This window comes from Limimaricola sp. G21655-S1 (genome assembly GCF_027213785.1).
Classification (GTDB): Bacteria; Pseudomonadota; Alphaproteobacteria; order Rhodobacterales; family Rhodobacteraceae; genus Limimaricola.
This window is the reverse complement of sequence record NZ_JAPWGO010000012.1, coordinates 103,112-123,301: the sequence shown is the minus strand read 5'-3', so window position 1 is coordinate 123,301 and position 20,190 is coordinate 103,112. Positions and strand designations below refer to the sequence as shown.

Sequence of the window (20,190 nt, the reverse complement as noted above, 5' to 3'; positions counted from 1 at the left end):
CACCTCGATCTGCCGCAGCTTCAGCACGACGTCCTCGGGCTTCTCGCGCTTTCCACCCATCGCTTCGTCCTCCTCCTAACGAGATAAATCTATCTCAGTGGGCGGAGCACTCCATTGGGGGCAGAACAGCTGCGCAACTTGTCGTTGGAAACGGGATGGACATGGCAGAAGTTGCTGTCGCCGGCTTTCGGCCTGCAGAAATGGAGGTTCTCCGACGGTGGCGTGGAGCACAGGAACCTCTTCATGTGGGCGACCCTAGAACGCCACTTCCTGTGTCGGTGGCCGAAACGAGAATGACCCCGGCATTCCTGCCGGGGTCATCGAAGAAAGCGCTTGACGTGCAACTCGCACGCTTATGCTTTCAATTCGCACTCATATGCCTTTCTGGCAAGAGGCCAAATCTCAACTCACCCGCACTTCGAGTGACCGCAGCTACCGCAGGTCATGCAGCCCTCGACCATGCGCAGCTCGAAGCTGCCGCAGGAGGGGCAGGACTTGCCGCGCGGGGCGTCGAGGTTGACGACCTGCTGCTGCGGATCCTCCTTGAGGCCCTGACCCTCGCCGGCAAGGAAGCCGGTGGAGATCATGTGCTTCTCGATCACGCCACCGATCGCGGCGAGGATCGACGGGACGTACTTGCCCTGCATCCAGGCGCCACCGCGCGGATCGAACACGGCCTTCAGCTCCTCGACCACGAAGGAGACGTCGCCACCGCGCCGGAACACTGCCGAGACCATCCGCGTCAGCGCCACGGTCCAGGCGAAATGCTCCATGTTCTTGGAGTTGATGAACACCTCGAAGGGGCGACGGTGGCCGCCGACGACGAGGTCGTTGACGGTGATGTAAATCGCGTGCTCGCTGTCGGGCCATTTCAGCTTGTAGGTCGCGCCCTCCAGCTCGGCCGGACGATCCAGCGGCTCGGACATGTAGATCACCTCGCCACCGGTGGGCTCGGCGGGCGCCGACTTGGCCTCGGGCGCCTTGGCGGGCTCGGACACCGAAAGCACCGATCCGGTGATGTCGTTCGGGCGGTAGGTGGTGCAGCCCTTGCAGCCGGTCTCGTAGGCTTCCATGTAGACGTCCTTGAACGCCTCGAAGGAGATATCCTCGGGGCAGTTGATCGTCTTGGAAATCGAGCTGTCGATCCACTTCTGCGCCGCGGCCTGCATCTTCACGTGGTCGAGCGGCGCCAGCGTCTGGGCGTTGACGAAGTAGTCGGGAAGCTCCTTGTCGCCGAACTTCTCGCGCCAGGCCTGCACGGCGTAGTCGACGACCTCCTCCTCGGTGCGCGATCCGTCCTTCTGCAGCACCTTGCGGGTGTAGGCATAGGCGAAGACCGGCTCGATCCCCGACGACACGTTGCCCGCATAGAGCGAGATGGTGCCGGTGGGCGCGATCGAGGTCAGCAGCGCGTTGCGGATGCCGTGCTTGGCGATCGCGTCGCGCACGTCCTTGTCCATCTGCTGCATGTTGCCCGAGGCGAGGTACTTCTTGGCATCGAAGAGCGGGAAAGCGCCCTTCTCTTTCGCCAGTTCGACGGAGGAGAGGTAGGAGGCACGCGCGATGCGCTTCATCCAGGCCTCGGTCTGCGCCGCCGCCTCGTCGGAGCCATAGCGCAGTCCGACCATCAAGAGCGCATCCGCGAGGCCGGTGACGCCGAGGCCGATCCGGCGCTTGTTGCGGGCCTCTTCGGCCTGCGCCGGCAGCGGGAAGTTCGAGGCGTCGACGACGTTGTCCATCATCCGCACCGCGAGGGCCACGAGATCGTCGAGCTCGGCCTCGTCGAGCTTGGCACCGGTCTCGAATTCGTTCTTCACCAGCTTGGCGAGGTTGATCGACCCCAGCAGGCAGGCGCCATAGGGCGGAAGCGGCTGCTCGCCGCAGGGGTTGGTGGCCGAGATGCTCTCGCAATAGCCGAGATTGTTCATCTGGTTGATGCGGTCGATGAAGATCACGCCCGGCTCGGCCTGCTCGTAGGTCGACTTCATGATCGCATTCCACAGGTCGCGCGCCTGCACGGTCTTGTAGACCTTGTCCTTGAAGACGAGGTCCCAGGTGCCGTCGGCCTTCACGGCCTCCATGAACGGATCGGTGACCAGTACCGACATGTTGAACATGCGCAGCCGGGCCGGGTCGGATTTCGCGGTGATGAAGGCCTCGACGTCGGGGTGGTCGCAGCGCATCGTCGCCATCATCGCGCCGCGGCGCGAGCCGGCCGACATGATGGTGCGGCACATCGCGTCCCAGACATCCATGAAGGACAGCGGGCCCGAGGCATCGGCGGCCACGCCCTTCACCTCGGCGCCGCGCGGCCGGATGGTCGAGAAATCGTAGCCGATGCCGCCGCCCTGCTGCATGGTCAGCGCCGCTTCCTTGAGCATGTCGAAGATGCCCGACATCGAATCCGGCACGGTGCCCATGACGAAGCAGTTGAACAGCGTCACGGCGCGGGCGGTACCGGCGCCGGCGGTGATCCGGCCGGCGGGCAGGTAGCGGAAGTCCTCGAGCGCGCCGTAGAACTTCTCTTCCCAATGCGCCGGGTCCTTCTCCGGAGCCGCCAGCGCCCGGGCGATGCGGCGCCAGCTATCCTCGACGCTGGTATCGATCGGCGTGCCGTCGCTCTGCTTGAAGCGATATTTCATGTCCCAGATCTGTTCGGCGATCGGCGCGGAAAAACGGGTCATGAGGGCGGTCCTTCGGCTTTGAACTTATTGGAAATGCATGAGGGACTCAGGTCCCGACGGTCACCGTCGATATAGTGTATCATAGCACGTTCCAAGCTACAGATTGTGTTTGACACAGCCTTATCCACAAGAAATTGCGATTTTATCACAACACGAAATCGCGACTTGCGGCCCCCTGCCCCGGCTTCTAAGTCCTTCATCATGCTGCATCTCATCAAGCTCTCGGTCGGGACCGAAGACGTCTCGGACCTCGCGGCCTGGCAGGCCGACCGGCGCGGACAGGGCCCCGACGGGCTGCCACGCCACGTCACCCGCATGTGGCCCAAGCGTGCCGATGAGGTGCTCGACGGCGGATCGATTTACTGGGTGATCAAGGGCGTGATCCTGTGCCGCCAGCGGGTGATCCGTTTCGACGAGGTGGATCGCGGCGACGGCATCCGCCGCTGTGCCATCGTCTGCGAGCCGGGGCTGGTGCGGGTCGCGGCGACGCCCAAGCGGGCTTTTCAGGGCTGGCGCTACCTTGCCGCCGGCGACGCGCCGCGCGACCTCGTGCCGGGGCGCGAGGCCGAGGAACCGTTGCCGCCCGCGCTGCAGGCGGCGCTCGCCGAAATCGGCGTCCTTTAAAGGCCGAGCTTGTCCTCTAGCGCGTCGAGCGTGGCGCGGTGCGCCTCGGACCACTCGGCGGTGCTCGAGCGGAACAGCGTCGCCTGGCTCGAATGGATCATCCCGTCGGAGAGGATCTTGAGCCCGTTGGCGCGCAGCGTCTCGCCGGTCGAGGTGATGTCCGAGATCGCCTCGGCGGTCTCGTTGCGGACCACGCCCTCGGTCGCGCCCTGGCTGTCGACCAGCTGGTAGTCGGCGACGCCGTGCTCTTTCAGGAATTCGCGGGTGAGCCGGTGATACTTGGTGGCGATGCGCAGCCGGAACCCGTGGTCACGCCGGAAGGCCGCGGCCACCGCATCGAGATCGTCGAGCGTGTCGACATCGACCCAGCCCTGCGGCACGGCGATCACGAGATCGGCGCCGCCGAAGCCCATCTGCGCCAGTTCGCGCAGGCGCAGGTCCCAGCCCGCCACCTTTTCGCGCACCAGATCCGATCCGGTGACACCGAGATGCAGCCGGCCGGCGGCCAGTTCGCGCGGGATCTCACCCGCCGACAGGAGCGCCAGCTCGACACCGTCGATGCCCTCGACCACGCCCGCGTATTCGCGGTCGTTGCCGCGCTTGCGCAGGGTCAGGCCGCGCGCGCCGAACCAGTCGAAGGTCTTTTCCATCAACCGCCCCTTGGACGGCACGCCGAGACGGATCGTCATGCCCGGCCCTCCCTGATCTGCACCGCCAGCTCGGGCCGGATCACGCCGCCCACGGCGGGCACGGCACGGCCCTTCCCGAGATGCCGGGTGAGCGCGTCGTAGCGCCCGCCGGTGGCCACCGGCGGCAGGTCGGCGCGAGTGGGGGATTGGAAGCCGAAGACGAAGCCGTCGTAATATTCGAGCGTGGTGCGGCCGAAGCTGCCCTCGAAGGGCAGCGCGTCCACGTCGATGCCGCGTGCCGACATGGCATCGAGACGGCGGGTCAGCCCAGTCACCGCATCGCCGATGGCCGGCATGTCCACGGCGATGTCGCGCAGCGCCGACAGCACGTTGGGCGCGGTCTCGCGCAGGTCGAGGATCATGTCGACCAGCGCCATCTCCTCCTCGGAGAGGGGCCGCGTGTCGGCCTCCGCGCGCAGCGTGGCGATGCGCGCCTCGACCTCGCGCCGGCCGCGAAGCCCAAGCGCCGGCCCGGCACCCTCGAAGGGATCGGCGGCCGCCAACAGCGCCTTCTTGTGGGCAGGCAGCGGGGTGCGCGCGCCATAGCGGTCGAGCAGCGCCCGGAATCGGCGCGGACGCCAGACATGGCGCAGCAGCGCGCCCTTGCGGGCCTCGGATGTCTTCAGACCACGCACCGCCGCCATCAAGATGCCGATATCACCGGTGGCGGGCCGAAGTTCGAGCCCCTCCAGCGCTCCCGAAATGGTCGCGAAAACCTCGGCATCGGCCTGCGCCGGCTCGCCGCCGAAGATCTCGAAGCCCACCTGCAGGAACTCGATCGGCCGCGCCGGGTCGGTTTCCTGACGCCGGAACACCTCGCCCGCATAGCTGTAGCGGGCCGGATCACCGCCCTCATCCATATGCGCGCGCACAACCGGGACGGTGAAGTCCGGGCGCAGCATCATCTCGCCCCTGAGCGGGTCGGCGGTGACATAGGCGCGGGCGCGGATATCTTCGCCATAGAGGTCGAGCAGCACGTCGGCGGGCTGCAGGATCGAGGTGTCGACCGGCTGCGCGCCCAAGCCCTCGAAGATGGCCGAGAGCCGCGCCGCCTCGGCGCGGGCCTCCGGCCCCATGGGTCCGGGCATCATGACGACTGGCTTTCGATCATCGCACGGACCCGCTCGACCAGCTCGTCGCGCGGCACCTCGATCTGGGAGGGGCGGTCCTTCCACTGCTCGAGCGTGGCCTCCTTGGCGATCTGCGCGCCGAGGATCAGGTCCTTGATCTGCACCACGCCGCGCTCCTTCTCGTCAGCCCCCTCGATCACGGCGACCGGGCTGCCGCGCCGGTCGGCATATTTCATCTGGTTGCCGAAGTTCTTGGGGTTGCCGAGATAGACCTCGGCGCGGATGCCGGCGGCGCGCAATTCGGAGGCCATCGCCTGGTAATCGGCCATGCGGTCGCGATCCATCACGGTGACGACCACCGGCCCCTGCGCCTCCGCCTCGCCGCGCCCCTTGGCGGCGAGCGCCGCGAGCAGCCGATCGACGCCGATCGAGACGCCGGTGGCGGGCACGGCCTGCCCGGTGAAGCGCTTGACCAGATCGTCGTAGCGCCCGCCGCCCGCGACCGAGCCGAACTGGCGCGGCCGACCCTTCTCGTCGGGGATCTCGAAGGTCAGCTCGGCCTCGAAGACCGGGCCGGTGTAGTAGCCAAGGCCCCGCACGACCGAGGGGTCAATAATTACGCGGTCAGGTCCCATACCCTGAGCCGCCAGTAGTCCCGCCATTTCACGCAACTCAGCAACACCACTTTCGCCAGTATTCGAACCCTCAACAAGTTTCTCGAGATGCTCTAGTATCTCGTCGTTCCACCTCCGAACATCATCTACGGAAACCGCTGGATCGTTGGCATCAGGCCCATCGATTGCAAAACTTGCAAACAATGCATCCCATTTCTCTTGGAAAGAAACGTCAGGCAATCCAGCTTTGGCGGACAGCCGATCTACGACTTGCTGCTTGGCTTCGACGAACCCCATCACGACCTCGGCCTGTTCGGCACCGAGCCCGGCCCCCTTGGTGAAGTCGCCGGATTCGTCCTTGCGGCCCTCGCCCAAGAGCGCGCGCACGCCATCCGTGCCCAGACGGTCGAGCTTGTCGATGGCGCGCAGCACGATGCCGCGCTCATGCGCGAACCTCTCGGGATCGGACGGATCCAGAACGCCCGCCACTTCCATCACGCCGTTGAGAACCTTGCGGTTGTTGACGCGCACGATGTAGTCGCCGCGCGAGATGCCGACGGCTTCCAGCGTGTCCGCGAGCATGGCGCAGATCTCGGCATCGGCGGCCACCGAGGGCGCGCCCACCGTGTCGGCGTCGCACTGGTAGAACTGACGGAACCGGCCCGGACCGGGCTTCTCGTTGCGCCACACCGGACCCATCGCATAGCGACGATAGGGGGCCGGAAGGTCGTTGCGGTGCTGGGCATAGACCCGCGCCAGCGGCGCGGTCAGGTCGTAGCGCAGCGCCAGCCAGTCGCCGGGCCTGTCGCCTTCCGCGTCCTCCTGCCAGGCGAAGACGCCCTCGTTCGGGCGATCGACATCGGGGAGGAACTTGCCCAGCGCCTCGACCGTCTCGACGCCGCTGGTCTCCAGCGCCTCGAATCCGTAGCGATGATAGACCTCGGCGATCCGGCGCAGCATCGCGGCGCGCGCGGTGACCTCGGCGCCGAAATAGTCACGGAACCCCTTCGGCGTCTCGGCGCGGGGGCGGCGGATCTTGTCCTTGGCCATGGATCGGCATCCTTTCGGGAGCGGAGTCGCGCGCGGGCTTAGCGCGGGCCGCTCGCGGGGGCAACCTTCGGGCTTGAAACCCACGCGTCGCTGGTGTGTTTAGAGGGCATGACCGACCAGATCGACATCGAAGAGCGGCTGAGCCACCTGATCCGCACGGTCGAGGACCTGTCGGACGTGGTGGCGCGGCAAGAGCGCGACATCGACGCCCTCACCCGGCGCATGCGTATGCTGGGCGAGCGTCTGGCCGAAGCGGAGGCCGAGGCCGACAGCGGCGTCACCATCGGCAACGAGCGCCCGCCGCATTACTGAGGCTCAGCCCTCGACCCCCATCGCCAGGGCGCGTCCGTCATGCAGCAGCATGTCGGCATGGCGGCCGCTCGCGCCGAAGGCGGCATAGGCGGTGAGGAAGGTCGTGTTGCGCGCCAACCGGGCGGTGGCGCGGCCGCAGGGCTGTCCCCTCGGCACGCCGCAGATCTGCCGCTTCACCTCCTCATAGGCCGGCTCGACCGGGCTATGCGATATCCCTGCGCCGTAAGAGGTGGCCTCAAGCGTTCCGACATTGCCAAACAGCGCCAGAGCCGCCGTGAATTGCCGTGCGCAGCCATCGGCGAAGCCGGTCACGTATTGCGTGCGCTGCGCGGTCGATGTCGCGGCGGTATCGTAGAGGGTGAAGCCCGCCTCGGTGGCGACCGGGGTGCCCAGCGCCGATGTCGACACGCCGCAGACCTTTGCCATCTGCCCGAACGGCAGCGCCGTGCCGGGCGCGACCTCCCGGGTATCGGGTCCGGGGGTCGAGAGCGTGGCGCTGCCACCGCCGGGCCCGGCCTCGCAGGCGGCGAGCAGGGTCAGGGCGCAGAACACGAAGGCGAGGCGCATGGGTGATCTCCGGTTGGGCCTTGCCCGGTTCTAGCGCGCTGCTCCCCCGCGTCCATCGCGCGGGCGGGAGCCCGCTCAGACCTCCTCGACCTCGATCACCCCCGGCAGCGAGCGAAGCGCGCCCTTGATCTGCGGTGTCACCGGCCAGTCGGCGCCGCAGTCGATCTCGACCTCGCCGGGCAGCCCCTCGCCCATCAGGCAGATGCTGATCGGCCCGCGCGCGATGCGCTGGCCCTTCGGCACCTCGCGCCCGGCCCGTTCCAGCACGTTGGCCAGCATGGTGATCGCGTCGGGCTGTTCGAGGAACACGCGCAGCCCCGAACCACCCGCATCCGCGACCACCCCCTCGATCGGCGCGACCGAGCGGCCCAGAAGCTTGAGCTGGTCGCTCTCCATCGTCGCCTCGACCTGCACCACCACCTGTGACCCGGTCTCCAGATGCTCGCGCGCCGCCTCCAGAGTGTCGGAGAACATCGTCACCTCGAACTGCCCCGTCGGGTCCGAGAGTTGCACGAAGGCAAAGCGGTTGCCGCGCGCCGACTTGCGCTCCTGCCGCCCCGCCACGGTACCGGCCATCTTGCCGACGAAGGCGCCGCGCGCGCCTGCCTGTTCAAGCACTTCGTCGAGCGTCATCACGCCCTTGCGCTTCAGAGGCGCGAGGTAGTCGTCGAGCGGGTGCCCCGAGAGGTAGAAGCCGACGGCCTTGAACTCCTCGGCCAGCCGCTCGGCAGGCAACCAATCGGTAACCTGCGGCATCCGCGGCTCGGGCAGATCGTCGCCCGCCTCGCCGAAGAGCGAGACCTGCGCGCTGGCCTTCTGTTCGTGGATCGCGGCCGAATAGGCGACCAGCGCGTCGAGCCCGGAAAACACCCGCCGACGGTTGCGGTCGAGCGCGTCGAAAGCCCCGGCCCGGGCCAGCATCTCCAATGGTCGTTTGCCCACCTTCTTGAGATCGACGCGGCGCGCGAGGTCGTAGAGCGTGGCGAATTGCTTTTCGCCTCGGCCCTCGACGATCAGCCGCATCGCCTCCACGCCCACGTTCTTGAGTGCGCCCAGCGCGTAGACCAGCTTGCCGTCCTTCACGTCGAAGGTCGCCTGCGAGCGGTTCACGCAGGGCGGGGTCCATTCGAGCGACAGCCCCTTGCGCACTTCCTGGAAGTAGATCGCGAGCTTGTCGGTGAGATGGATATCGCAGTTCATGACACCGGCCATGAATTCGACCGGGTGGTTCGCCTTGAGCCATGCCGTCTGGTAGCTGACCACGGCATAAGCGGCGGCGTGGGACTTGTTGAAGCCGTAATTGGCGAACTTCTCCAGAAGGTCGAAGACCTCCATCGCCTTCTTCTTGTCGACCCCGTTCTTCATCGCCCCGTCGACAAATTTGGGGCGCTCCTTGGCCATCTCCTCGGCGATCTTCTTGCCCATGGCGCGGCGCAAGAGGTCGGCGCCGCCAAGGCTGTAGCCCGCCATGACCTGCGCGATCTGCATCACCTGTTCCTGGTAGACGATGATGCCCTGCGTCTCGGCGAGGATGTAGTCGATGCTGGGATGGATCGAGGTGATCTCGCGCTGGCCGTTCTTGACCTCGCAATAGACCGGGATGTTCTCCATCGGGCCGGGGCGGTAGAGCGCCACCAGCGCCACGATGTCCTCGATGCAGGTGGGCTTCATGCGCTTGAGCGCATCCATCATGCCCGAGGATTCCACCTGGAACACCGCCACCGTCTTGGCGCGCGAATAGAGCTCGTAGGTCTTTTCGTCGTCGAGCGGGATCAGGTTGATCTGGTTCTCCGCCCCCTCGGGCGGGGTGTAAAGCTCGGCCCCGTCGGCCGACACATGCAATGGCCGACCCGATTTCAGGATCAGATCCATCGCGTTCTGGATCACCGTCAGCGTCTTGAGACCGAGGAAGTCGAACTTCACCAGACCCGCCTGCTCGACCCATTTCATGTTGAACTGGGTCGCGGGCATATCCGAGCGCGGATCGCGGTAGAGCGGCACCAGCGCGTCGAGCGGCCGGTCGCCGATCACCACGCCGGCGGCGTGGGTCGAGGCGTTGCGATAAAGCCCCTCGACCTGCTGCGCATAGGTCAGCAGCCGGTTCACCACCTCCTCGTTCTTGGCCTCCTCCCGCAGCCGCGGCTCGTCGGCCAAAGCCTTCTCGATCGAGACCGGCTTGACCCCCTCGACCGGGATCATCTTCGACAGCCGGTCGACCTGGCCGTAGGGCATCTGCAGCACCCGGCCCACATCGCGCACCGCGGCCTTCGACAGCAGCGCGCCGAAGGTGATGATCTGGCCCACCTTCTCGCGGCCGTATTTCTCCTGCACGTAGCGGATCACCTCCTCGCGGCGATCCATGCAGAAGTCGATGTCGAAGTCAGGCATCGAGACCCGCTCGGGGTTGAGGAAGCGCTCGAACAGCAAAGAGTAGCGCAGCGGGTCGAGGTCGGTGATGGTCAGCGCGTAGGCCACGAGAGAGCCCGCGCCCGAGCCCCGTCCCGGCCCCACGGGGATGTCGTGGTCCTTGGCCCACTTGATGAAGTCGGCGACGATCAGGAAGTAGCCCGGGAAGCCCATCCCCTCGATGATGCCCAGCTCGAATTCGAGCCGCTGCTCGTATTCCTCGACGCTCACCGCATGCGGGATCACGGCGAGGCGGGCCTTGAGCCCCTCCTGCGCCTGACGCCGCAGTTCAACCACCTCGTCATCGGCGAATTTCGGCAGGATCGGCGCGCGCTTGTAGGTCTTGAAGGCGCAGCGCTTCGCGATCTCGACCGTGTTCTCCAGCGCCTCGGGCAGATCGGCGAACAGCGTCGCCATCTCCTGCGGGCTCTTGAAATAGTGCTGCGCGGTGAGCCTGCGGCGCGGCTCCTGCTGGTCGACATAGGCACCCTGCGCGATGCAGATCAGCGCGTCATGCGCCTCGTAGATCTCGGGCTTCGGGAAATACACGTCGTTGGTCGCGACCAGCGGCAGGTCCATCGCATAGGCCATCTCGACATGGCCACGCTCGGACAGCTTCTCGGCCTCGGGCAAGCCGTCCTCGCCGGGATGGCGCTGCAGCTCGACATAGAGCCGGTCCGGGAACGCCGCCTTGAGCCGCCCCATCAGCGCCTCGGCCTTGGGCCTCTGGCCCTGCCGCAAGAGCCGTCCGATCGGGCCATCGGGGCCGCCCGTCAGGCAGATCAGCCCGCCCGACAGCGCCTCGACCTCCTCGATCGAGACCTGCGGAAGCTGCCCGTCGCTCTTGAGGTAGAGACAGGAGTTCAGCTTCATCAGGTTCATGTAGCCGGCCTCGCTCTGCGCCAGCAGAACGATCGGCGCGGGTAGCTCGGGGCGCTTGCCCGGCTCGGGCGGCAGGTAGCACAGGTCGATCTGGCAGCCGACGATCGGCTGCACCCCCGATTTCGCCGCCGTCTCGGAGAATTCGAGCGCCGCGAACATGTTGTTGGTATCGGTGATCGCCACGGCGGGCATCTCGGCCTTGGCGGCGAGACCCGGCAGTTTCTTCACGGGGATCGCGCCTTCGAGCAGCGAATGCTCGGTGTGAACGCGCAGATGTATGAATCGGGGATTGGCCATGCCGGAGTTCTATCCCGACGAGGCGGACGCGGGAAGCGCGCGCCGCCCCTGCCCCCCGGTCAGTCCGAAAGTTGTGATGCGAGATCCACGAGCTTTCGCGAGCCGGTGAGATCGGCGGCCGCCCGCGTGGCCCGGATCGCCTTGCCGTCTGCGCTCCCCACCGCCATCAGCTAGAGAGATACGGCGCGGCGCGCGCCGTCCGGGGCTTCGACCCGCGCCATCACGATCTCGCCACCGGGGGTCGCCACGAAATCGCGTACCGTGCCGACGGCTTCGCCAATGCCGGCGCTCCGCTCCAAGCCCGGATGATCCGTGATGAGCAGCCATGAATATCGGCTCGTCAGCGGCACCGCCGATAGTATTGGGCGGATGTTGCGTGGCGAGCACGGCGGCTTGGCTCGGGCGATCCATGGACGGCCTCCACCGGACCCATCCTTCAGGCGAGCGCGCGCCCCTCGACTCGCGTTCCGCCACGGCAGATACGAGACACTTGCCAAGCGCGGCCCGCATCGGGTTTCATGTTGTTCGACATGAGGGTGTCCCGGTCTACGCCGCATCGACCGGGTAGGATCACCCAAAGGCACATGGTAAGGCGGCGGATCTAGCGATGACCGAGATCGCGTTTCTTCTCAACGGAGAGACGGTACGCGCAGGCGGGGCGCCGACGCGCAGCCTGCTCGATTACCTTCGTGAACAACGGGGCCTGACCGGCACCAAGGAGGGCTGCAACGAGGGTGATTGCGGCGCCTGCACGGTGATCGTCACCGACCCCGAGGGGGGCCTGCGCGCGCTCAACGCCTGCATCCTGTTCCTGCCGCAGCTTCAGGGCCGTGCCGTGCGCACGGTCGAGGGGCTGGCCGAGGGCGGTGCGCTGCATCCCGTCCAGCAGGCGATGGTCGAGCATCACGGCAGCCAGTGCGGCTTCTGCACGCCGGGCTTCGTGATGGCGATGGCCGCGGCCCATGCGCAGGGCCGCACCGACCATGACGACCAGCTTGCGGGCAATCTGTGTCGCTGCACCGGCTACGCGCCGATCATCCGCGCGGCCGAGGCCGCCGAAGGCACCGCCCTGCCCGCGTGGATCGAAAGCGACCGCGAGAAGCTCGCGACGCTCACCACCGCGCAGGTCGCGGGCGACGCCGCCCGGAGCGCCGACGCTGCCAGCGGCCCGGCGGGCGGTCGTGCGCCCTACGAGCCCGAGGCGGGCCGGGGCAGCGATGCGACGCTGACCGAAGCGCCGGGCTTCATCCCCGAGAGCGCCGACGAACTGGCGGCATGGTATCTCGACCACCCCGAGGCGACGCTGATCGCGGGCGCCACCGATGTCGGGTTGTGGGTCACCAAGGGACTGCGCGCCCTGCCGGAGACGGCCTTTCTCAACCGTTGCGAGGATCTGAAGCGCATCGAGACCAAGGATGGCCGCATCCGCTTCGGTGCGGGTGTGACGATGACGCGAGTCATGGAAACGCTCGCCGCGCCCTACCCCTCCTATGCCGAGATGGTGCGCCGCTACGGCTCGGTGCAGGTGCGCAACGCCGCCACGATCGGCGGCAGCCTCGCCAACGGCTCGCCCATCGGCGACAACGCCCCCGCACTGATCGCGCTGGGCGCCACGATCCACCTGCGTCGCGGCGACGACCGTCGCGAGTTGCCGCTCGAGGCATTCTTCATCGACTACGGCAAGCAGGACCGGCAACCCGGCGAGTTCGTCGAGGCGGTGAGCCTGCCCGAGACCCGCGAGAGCTTCCGAGTCTACAAGATCTCCAAGCGCTTCGACCAGGACATTTCCGCCGTCTGTGCCGCATTCGACGTGAGCGTCGAGAACGGGGTGGTCACCGCGATCCGTACCGGCTTCGGCGGCATGGCCGCGACGCCCAAGCGCGCGCGCGCCTTCGAGGCCGCGCTCACCGGCAAGCCTTGGAACATCGAAAGCGTCGAGACGGCGCTGCCCGCATTGGCCGACGACTTCACCCCGCTCACCGACATGCGTGCCTCGGCCCAGTATCGGCTGGAGTCGGCGCAGGGCCTCGCGCGGCGCTACTTCGCCGAGGTGTCGGGCCAGCGAACCAGCGTTCTGGAGGTGCGGGCATGAGCGTCGGCAAACCCCTCCCCCATGACAGCGCGGTGCTGCACGTCACCGGACAGGCGCGCTACATCGACGACATCCCCGCCCCCGCCCATGCGCTGCACCTCGCCTTCGGCCTGTCGCGCATCGCGCGCGGGCGGATCGTGTCGATGAATCTCGACCGCGTCCGCGCCGCTCCCGGTGTCGCCATGGTGCTGACGGCCGAGAATCTCGACCGGCCCGCCGATTGCTCGCCCAGCGCCCATGACGAGCCGCTGCTGTCGGACGGCGCGGTGCATTACCTCGGCCAACAGCTCTTCCTCGTCGCCGCCGACAGCCACCTCGCCGCGCGCAAGGCGGCGCGCCTGGCAGACATCGAATACGCGGAAGAGGAGCCGATCCTCACCGTCGAGCAGGCGCTCGCCGCCAATTCGCGCTTCGAGGACGGGCCGCGCATCTGGTCCAAGGGCGACGCCGAGGCCGCCATCGCGAACGCCCCGCGCAAGCTCAGGGGCCGGATCGAGATGGGCGGCCAGGAGCACTTCTATCTCGAAGGCATGGCCGCGATGGCGCAGCCGCAGGAGGACGGGGTCACGATTCACTCCTCGACCCAGCACCCGACCGAGATCCAGCACAAGGTGGCCGATGCGCTTGGCCTGCCGATGTCGGCGGTCAAGGTCGAATGCCGGCGCATGGGCGGCGGCTTCGGCGGCAAGGAGAGCCAGGGCAACGCGCTCGCCGTGGCCTGCGCCATCGTCGCGCATAAAACGGGCCGCGCCTGCCGGATGCGCTACGACCGCGACGACGACATGACCATCACCGGCAAGCGGCACGATTTCCGCGTCGATTACGAGGTCGGGTATGACGAGAGCGGCCGGGTGCTCGGTGTCGACTTCACCCATTACACCCGCTGCGGCTGGTCGCTCGACCTGTCGCTGCCGGTGGCCGACCGGGCGATGCTGCATGCCGACAACGCCTATCTGCTCGATGCGGTGCGGATCACCTCGCATCGGCTCAAGACCAACCACCAATCCGCCACCGCATTCCGCGGCTTCGGCGGACCGCAGGGCGTGCTCGGCATCGAGCGGGTGATGGACGAGGTGGCGCATGAGCTGGGCCTCGACCCGGTCGAGGTACGGCAGCGCAACTACTACCGCGCGGCCTCAGAGCTGAACGAGGCGCCGCAGCACCACGACGACCCGGCGCCCGCCCTGCCCACCGATGGCGACACAGACCTCGCCTCGCGCGGCGCGCAGACGCAGCTTCCTGCGGGGGAAGCCGCGCCGGAAAAGGGTCGCAATACCACGCCTTACGGCATGGAGGTCACCGATTTCATCCTGCACGAGATGACCGAGCGGCTGCTGGAGACCTCGGACTACAAGGCCCGCCGCAAGGCCATCGCGCAGTGGAACGCCGAGAACCCGATACTCAAGCGCGGCATCGCCTTCTCGCCGGTCAAGTTCGGCATTTCCTTCACGCTGACCCACCTGAATCAGGCTGGCGCGCTGGTGCATGTCTACCAGGACGGCTCGATCCACCTGAACCATGGCGGCACCGAGATGGGACAGGGCCTGTTCCGCAAGGTGGCGCAGGTCGCCGCTTCGCGCTTCGGCGTCTCGCCCGAACGGGTGCGGATCACCGCGACCGACACCCACAAGGTGCCCAACACCTCGGCCACCGCCGCCTCCTCCGGCTCGGATCTGAACGGCATGGCGGCGAAGGCCGCCTGCGACACGATCCGGACCCGGATCGCCGAGTTCCTCGCCGGGCTGCATCAATGCAGCGCCTCGGAGGTGCGCTTTGCCGACGACCAGGTCCATGTCGGCGGCGAAAGCCTGAGCTTCGAGCAGGCGGTCAAGCTCGCCTACGAGGCGCGCGTGAGCCTCTCGGCCACCGGCTTCTACAAGACGCCGGACCTGAAATGGGACCGCATCAAGGGTCAGGGCCGGCCCTTCTTCTACTTCGCGCACGGTGCCGCCGTGACCGAGGTGGCGATTGACACGCTGACCGGCGAGAACCGCATCCTGCGGACCGACATCCTGCATGATGCGGGGCATTCGCTGAACCCGGGGCTCGACCGTGGCCAGATCGAGGGCGGCTACGTGCAGGGTGCGGGCTGGCTCACCACCGAGGAGCTGGTTTGGGACGAGAAGGGCGCACTCCGGACCCACGCGCCCTCGACCTACAAGATCCCCGCCTGCTCGGACCGGCCAGACCTGTTTCACGTGGATCTGTGGGACGCGCCGAACCCGGCGCAGACGATCTACCGCTCCAAGGCGGTGGGCGAGCCGCCCTTCATGCTCGGCATTTCAGCCTTTCTGGCGCTGAGCCACGCGGCCTCTTCCTGCGGTCCCGCCTATCCGAACCTCGACGCGCCTGCCACGGCCGAGCGCGTGCTCGCTGCCGTCAGGAGGGCGAAGGGGTGAGCTTCGACCGCGACAGCCTGGCCGCCGCCATCGCCGCCCACGGGCCGGTGGTGCGCGTGCTGGTCGCGGCGACCGCGGGCTCGGCACCGCGTGACGCCGGCACCGCGATGCTGGTCTGGGAGGAGGGCCAGTCCGGCACCGTCGGCGGCGGCGCGCTCGAACACGAGGCGATCCGATCGGCGCGCGACATGCTGGCGGCGGGGCGCGCCACCGCGCAGCGCCGCCTGCCGCTGGGCCCGGCGCTGCGTCAGTGCTGCGGCGGGGCCGTGACACTGGTGTGGGAGCGTTTCGAGGCGGGCGATCTGCCCGACAGCCTGCCCCGCGCCCGTCCGCTCGGCCCCGCGCACGAGATGCCGGAGGCCGTGGCACGCAAACGTGACACGATGCGACCCGGCGCGGCACCGGCGCTGGTCGAGAGCTGGCTGATCGAGGCCGCCCTCCCCGAGACGCGGCCGCTCTGGGTCTGGGGCGCCGGCCATGTCGGCCGGGCCGTGGTCTCGGTCATGGCCCCCATGCCCGGTCGCGCGATCACTTGGATCGATCTCGCGCCCGACTGCTTTCCGGACACCATCCCCGAAGGCGTTACGGCGATCCCCGCCGCGACGCCGCCGGCGCTGATGCCGCGCGCACCGCGCGATGCCGATCACCTGATCCTGACCCGCGACCACGACCTCGATCTCGCGCTGTGCCACGCCGCCCTGAACCACGGCTTCGCCAGCTGCGGGCTGATCGGCTCGGCCACGAAATGGGCCCGCTTCCGGTCGCGTCTCGCGGCGCTGGGCCATTCCAACGCCTTGATTTCCCGCATTGCCTGTCCGATCGGTGACACCTCTCTGGGCAGAGATCCCCAAGCCATTGCCGTCGGCGTGGCCGCCGCGCTACTGAGGTCCGGGAACAAGACGATGACGAGGGACCGGGCCGTATGACGACGCCGTTGCTGGAGCTGTCCGGCCTGACCAAGGCCTATCCCGGCGTCGTGGCCAATTCGGAGGTATCCTTCGACATCGCCCGCGGCGAGGTCCATGCGCTTCTGGGCGAGAACGGCGCGGGCAAGTCGACGCTGGTCAAGACGATTTACGGCCTCGTGCAGCCCGATGCCGGGACCATGCGGCTCGACGGCCAGCCCTTCGCGCCGCCGGAACCCCGCGCCGCGCGCGCCGCCGGCGTCGCCATGGTGTTCCAGCATTTCTCGCTGTTCGACGCGATGAGCGTGGCCGAGAACGTGGCGCTGGGCATGGAGACGCCGCCCGCGCTGAACCGTCTCGCGGCGCAGATCCGCGAGGTCTCGCAATCCTACGGCCTGCCGCTCGACCCCGACCGCATCGTCGGAGACCTCTCGGCCGGCGAACGCCAGCGGGTCGAGATCGTGCGCTGCCTGCTGCAGGAGCCCCGGCTCCTGATCATGGACGAGCCGACCTCGGTGCTGACCCCGCAGGAGGTGCAGATCCTGTTCGAGACGCTGCGCAAGCTGCGCGCCGAGGGCGTGTCGATCCTCTATATCAGCCACAAGCTGGAGGAGATCCGCACCATCTGCGACAGCGCGACGATCCTGCGCCACGGCAAGGTGGTCGGCAAATGCGACCCCAAGGTCACGGCCGCGCGCGACATGGCCGAGCAGATGGTCGGTGCGACGCTCTCCACGCCTTCGCGCGCGGGCGGCCGCACCGGCGAGGTGGTGCTGGAGCTGACCGGCCTCTCGGCCCCCGCCCCGCGCGCCTTCGGCACCGCGCTCAAGCATATCGACCTGAGCCTGCGGGCGGGCGAGGTGCTCGGCATCGGCGGCGTCGCCGGCAACGGTCAGGACGAGCTGGCCATGGCGCTGTCGGGCGAGATGTCCGTGGCGCCCGGCATGATCCGCCTGAAGGGGCGCGAAATCGGTACCGTTGGCGTCAACGCACGCCGCCGGATGGGTCTTCTTTGCGCCCCCGAGGAGCGCATGGGGCACGCCGCCGCCCCGGATATGAGCCTCACCGAGAACGCGCTTCTGACCGCCGGTCCGCGCGAGGATCTGGTGCGGCACGGCTTTCTGCGCTGGGGCCGGGCCCGCGGTTTCGCCGAGCGGGTGATCGAGCGTTTCGACGTACGCACGCCGGGTGCCGGCACCGCGGCGCGGGCGCTGTCGGGCGGCAACCTGCAGAAATTCGTCATCGGTCGCGAGATCATGCAGCGCCCCGAGGTGCTGGTCGTGAACCAGCCCACCTGGGGCGTCGACGCCGCCGCCGCCGCGACGATCCGGCAGGCGCTCTTGGACCTCGCCGAGGCGGGTGCGGCGCTGATCGTCATCAGCCAGGACCTCGACGAGCTGATGGAGATCTCGGACCGCTTCGCGGCGCTGAACGGCGGCAGCCTGAGCGCGCCGCGCCCGGCAGAGGGGCTGGGCATCGACGAGATCGGGATGATGCTGGGTGGCGCGCATGACATGACGCCAGCGCATGGGGAAGGCTGAGGGATCTTGAGTATTTCCGGAGTGAAGAAGCAGGGGCCCCGCGCCTCGGGAGCCACCGCGTGATCCGGCTCGACCGCCGCCCCGAACCGTCCCGCGCCTGGACGATCGCCACGCCCTTCGTTGCCGTGGCGCTGACCATGGTGGCGGGCGGGCTGATGTTCGCGCTCCTGGGCAAGGACCCGGTCGAGGCGATCCGCACCATCTTCTGGGACCCGCTCTTCGGGGATTTCGCCTCCTATTCGCGGCCCCAGCTCCTCGTGAAGGCGGGGCCGCTGATCCTCATCGCCATCGGCCTCTCCCTGGGCTTCCGGGCCGGGATCTGGAACATCGGCGCCGAGGGGCAATACATCCTCGGGGCGATCTGCGCCGCCGCCACCGGCCTTGCCATCTATCCCGCCGAAACGTGGATCGTGTTTCCCGCGATGATCGTCGCGGGCGCGCTGGGCGGGCTGCTCTGGGCGATGATCCCGGCGCTGCTAAAGGTCCGCTTCGGCACCAACGAGGTGCTGGTCTCGCTGATGCTGGTCTATGTCGCCGAAGCGCTGCTGGCCTCGATGTCGCTGGGGCTGCTTCGCAACCCCGAGGGCATGGGCTTTCCCGGGTCGCGCAACCTCGCGCAATACCCCTCCGCCGCCAATCTCGACCTGATCCCGGGCACCGGGCTGCACTGGGGCGTGGCGCTGGCCTTTGCCGCGGTGATCGTGGGCCAGGTGGTGATGACCCGCCACCAGCTCGGCTTCAGGGTCCGCCTCGCCGGGCAGAGCCCGCGCGCCGCCGTCTTCGGCGGCGTCAATCCGGGCTGGCTCGTCGTGGTCTGCATGGGCATCTCCGGCGGGCTTGCCGGGCTCGCGGGGATGTTCGAGGTGGCCGGTCCCGCGGGTCGGCTCAGCATCGACTTCAACGTGGGCTACGGCTTCACCGCGATCATCGTGGCCTTCCTCGGGCGGCTGAACCCGATCGGCATCCTGCTGGCCGGGCTGCTGATGGCGCTCACCTATATCGGCGGCGAGCTGGCGCAGCTGCAGATGAACCTGCCGTTGGCCGCGATCCAGATGTTCCAGGGCATGCTGCTGTTCTTCCTGCTGGCGGTCGATCTTCTGACCAATTTCAGCATCCGTTTCGGCCGGAGGGTGGCGGCATGAGCAATATCGACCCGATCCTGCTGCTCTCGGCGATCATCATCGTCTCCACCCCGATCCTGCTCGCCGCGATCGGCGAGCTGGTGGTCGAACGCGCCGGCGTGCTCAACCTCGGCGTCGAGGGGATGATGATCACCGGCGCGGTCTGCGGCTTCATCGCGGCGACCTCGACCGGCTCGCCCTGGCTCGGCTTCGCGGGGGCGGCCTTGGGCGCGGCGCTGCTGTCGATGGTCTTCGGCGTGCTCACCCAGCTGTTCCTGTCGAACCAGGTGGCGACCGGCCTTGCGCTGACGCTGTTCGGCCTCGGCCTCTCGGCGCTTCTGGGACAGGGCTATATCGGCGTGAAGGGTCCGGTGGTGCCGGATCTCTACCTGCCGGTGCTGCGCGACATCCCCTTTCTCGGCCCGGTGCTGTTTCGCCACGACGCCATGGTCTACATCGCGCTCTTCATCGTGCTCGGCGTCTGGCTGTTTCTCAACCGGACCCGCTCCGGTCGGGTGCTGCGCGCGGTGGGCGAGAACCACGACGCGGCGCATGCGCTGGGCTACAAGGTGGTGCGGGTGCGGCTTCTGGCCATCGCCTTCGGCGGCGCCTGCGCGGGGCTGGGCGGCGCCTATCTCAGCCTCGTGCGCGTGCCGCAATGGACCGAAGGGATGACCGCCGGCGCCGGCTGGATCGCGCTCGCCATCGTCGTCTTCGCCAGCTGGCGACCGGGTCGGCTGGTGCTGGGCGCCTGGCTGTTCGGCGGTGCCACGGCGCTGCAACTGGCGCTGCAGGCCTCGGGCGGCGTGCAGATCCCGATCGAATACCTGCAGATGGCGCCCTACTTGGCGACCATCCTCGTTCTCGTCATCCTGCGGGCGGGGCGCGCCCCCGGCTCGCTCGGCCGCAGCTTCCACGCCTCGAGCTGAGGCGGAAG

General features: G+C 68.0%; 15 protein-coding genes. 8 read left to right on the top strand and 7 right to left on the bottom strand.

Features of this window, described 5'->3' with window-relative positions; all coding sequences use genetic code 11:
- Positions 1-407: 407 nt before the first annotated feature.
- Positions 408-2,684, bottom strand: coding sequence for an adenosylcobalamin-dependent ribonucleoside-diphosphate reductase (locus O4G76_RS13175; protein WP_269397765.1), 2,277 nt, complete (start codon positions 2,682-2,684; stop codon positions 408-410).
- 201 nt (positions 2,685-2,885) lie between these two features.
- On the opposite strand from O4G76_RS13175, the gene O4G76_RS13170 reads away from it, so the two are divergent.
- A complete protein-coding gene (locus O4G76_RS13170; protein ID WP_269397764.1) occupies positions 2,886-3,308 on the top strand; it encodes a DUF1489 family protein in 423 nt (140 codons plus the stop codon).
- Here O4G76_RS13170 and hisG read toward each other — a convergent pair.
- Genes hisG through hisS form a run of 3 tightly spaced genes read right to left on the bottom strand, consistent with a single transcriptional unit; the run spans position 3,305 to position 6,731 of the window.
- Positions 3,305-3,997: an ATP phosphoribosyltransferase gene (gene hisG / locus O4G76_RS13165; RefSeq protein ID WP_269397763.1), complete on the bottom strand. Its 693-nt coding sequence runs from the start codon at positions 3,995-3,997 to the stop codon at positions 3,305-3,307. The genes O4G76_RS13170 and hisG overlap by 4 nt on opposite strands.
- On the bottom strand, positions 3,994-5,088 hold the full coding sequence (locus tag O4G76_RS13160; RefSeq protein ID WP_373568036.1) for an ATP phosphoribosyltransferase regulatory subunit: 1,095 nt from the start codon (positions 5,086-5,088) through the stop codon (positions 3,994-3,996). Before O4G76_RS13160 ends, hisG begins: the two co-directional genes overlap by 4 nt.
- On the bottom strand, positions 5,085-6,731 hold the full coding sequence (gene hisS / locus O4G76_RS13155; RefSeq protein ID WP_269397762.1) for a histidine--tRNA ligase: 1,647 nt from the start codon (positions 6,729-6,731) through the stop codon (positions 5,085-5,087). The genes O4G76_RS13160 and hisS overlap by 4 nt, the downstream gene beginning before the upstream one ends.
- A gap of 108 nt (positions 6,732-6,839) precedes the next feature.
- On the opposite strand from hisS, the gene O4G76_RS13150 reads away from it, so the two are divergent.
- The gene (locus O4G76_RS13150; protein WP_085896876.1) at positions 6,840-7,043 is read left to right on the top strand and encodes a SlyX family protein; all 204 of its coding nucleotides are present in this window, start codon (positions 6,840-6,842) and stop codon (positions 7,041-7,043) included.
- Positions 7,044-7,046: 3 nt separating this feature from the next.
- Here the strand turns inward: O4G76_RS13150 and O4G76_RS13145 are convergent, their stop codons facing one another.
- The 3 genes from O4G76_RS13145 to O4G76_RS13135 all read right to left on the bottom strand — a co-directional run bounded on the left by O4G76_RS13145 (position 7,047) and on the right by O4G76_RS13135 (position 11,494).
- Entirely contained in the window at positions 7,047-7,610 is a 564-nt protein-coding gene (locus O4G76_RS13145; RefSeq protein ID WP_269397761.1) for a hypothetical protein, read from the bottom strand.
- Positions 7,611-7,685: 75 nt separating this feature from the next.
- Positions 7,686-11,195 carry a DNA polymerase III subunit alpha gene (dnaE, locus tag O4G76_RS13140; protein WP_269397760.1) on the bottom strand — a complete coding sequence of 1,170 codons (3,510 nt, stop codon included), beginning with the start codon at positions 11,193-11,195 and terminating at the stop codon, positions 7,686-7,688.
- Between the two features lie 170 nt (positions 11,196-11,365).
- Positions 11,366-11,494 (bottom strand): hypothetical protein, encoded by a 129-nt coding sequence (locus O4G76_RS13135; protein ID WP_269397759.1) that lies wholly within the window; start codon positions 11,492-11,494, stop codon positions 11,366-11,368.
- Between the two features lie 308 nt (positions 11,495-11,802).
- Between O4G76_RS13135 and xdhA the strand changes: the two genes are divergently transcribed.
- From xdhA to O4G76_RS13105, 6 genes are read left to right on the top strand one after another with little or no spacing between them, the layout of a single operon-like run.
- On the top strand, positions 11,803-13,287 hold the full coding sequence (gene xdhA, locus O4G76_RS13130; protein ID WP_269397758.1) for a xanthine dehydrogenase small subunit: 1,485 nt from the start codon (positions 11,803-11,805) through the stop codon (positions 13,285-13,287).
- The gene (gene xdhB, locus O4G76_RS13125; RefSeq protein ID WP_269397757.1) at positions 13,284-15,686 is read left to right on the top strand and encodes a xanthine dehydrogenase molybdopterin binding subunit; all 2,403 of its coding nucleotides are present in this window, start codon (positions 13,284-13,286) and stop codon (positions 15,684-15,686) included. The genes xdhA and xdhB overlap by 4 nt, the downstream gene beginning before the upstream one ends.
- Positions 15,683-16,612, top strand: coding sequence for a xanthine dehydrogenase accessory protein XdhC (gene xdhC / locus O4G76_RS13120; RefSeq protein ID WP_269397756.1), 930 nt, complete (start codon positions 15,683-15,685; stop codon positions 16,610-16,612). Before xdhB ends, xdhC begins: the two co-directional genes overlap by 4 nt.
- Entirely contained in the window at positions 16,609-18,132 is a 1,524-nt protein-coding gene (locus O4G76_RS13115; protein ID WP_269397755.1) for an ABC transporter ATP-binding protein, read from the top strand. Before xdhC ends, O4G76_RS13115 begins: the two co-directional genes overlap by 4 nt.
- Before the next feature lie 59 nt (positions 18,133-18,191).
- The gene (locus tag O4G76_RS13110) at positions 18,192-19,274 is read left to right on the top strand and encodes an ABC transporter permease (protein ID WP_269397754.1); all 1,083 of its coding nucleotides are present in this window, start codon (positions 18,192-18,194) and stop codon (positions 19,272-19,274) included.
- Positions 19,271-20,182 carry an ABC transporter permease gene (locus tag O4G76_RS13105; RefSeq protein WP_269397753.1) on the top strand — a complete coding sequence of 304 codons (912 nt, stop codon included), beginning with the start codon at positions 19,271-19,273 and terminating at the stop codon, positions 20,180-20,182. Before O4G76_RS13110 ends, O4G76_RS13105 begins: the two co-directional genes overlap by 4 nt.
- Positions 20,183-20,190 lie beyond the last annotated feature (8 nt).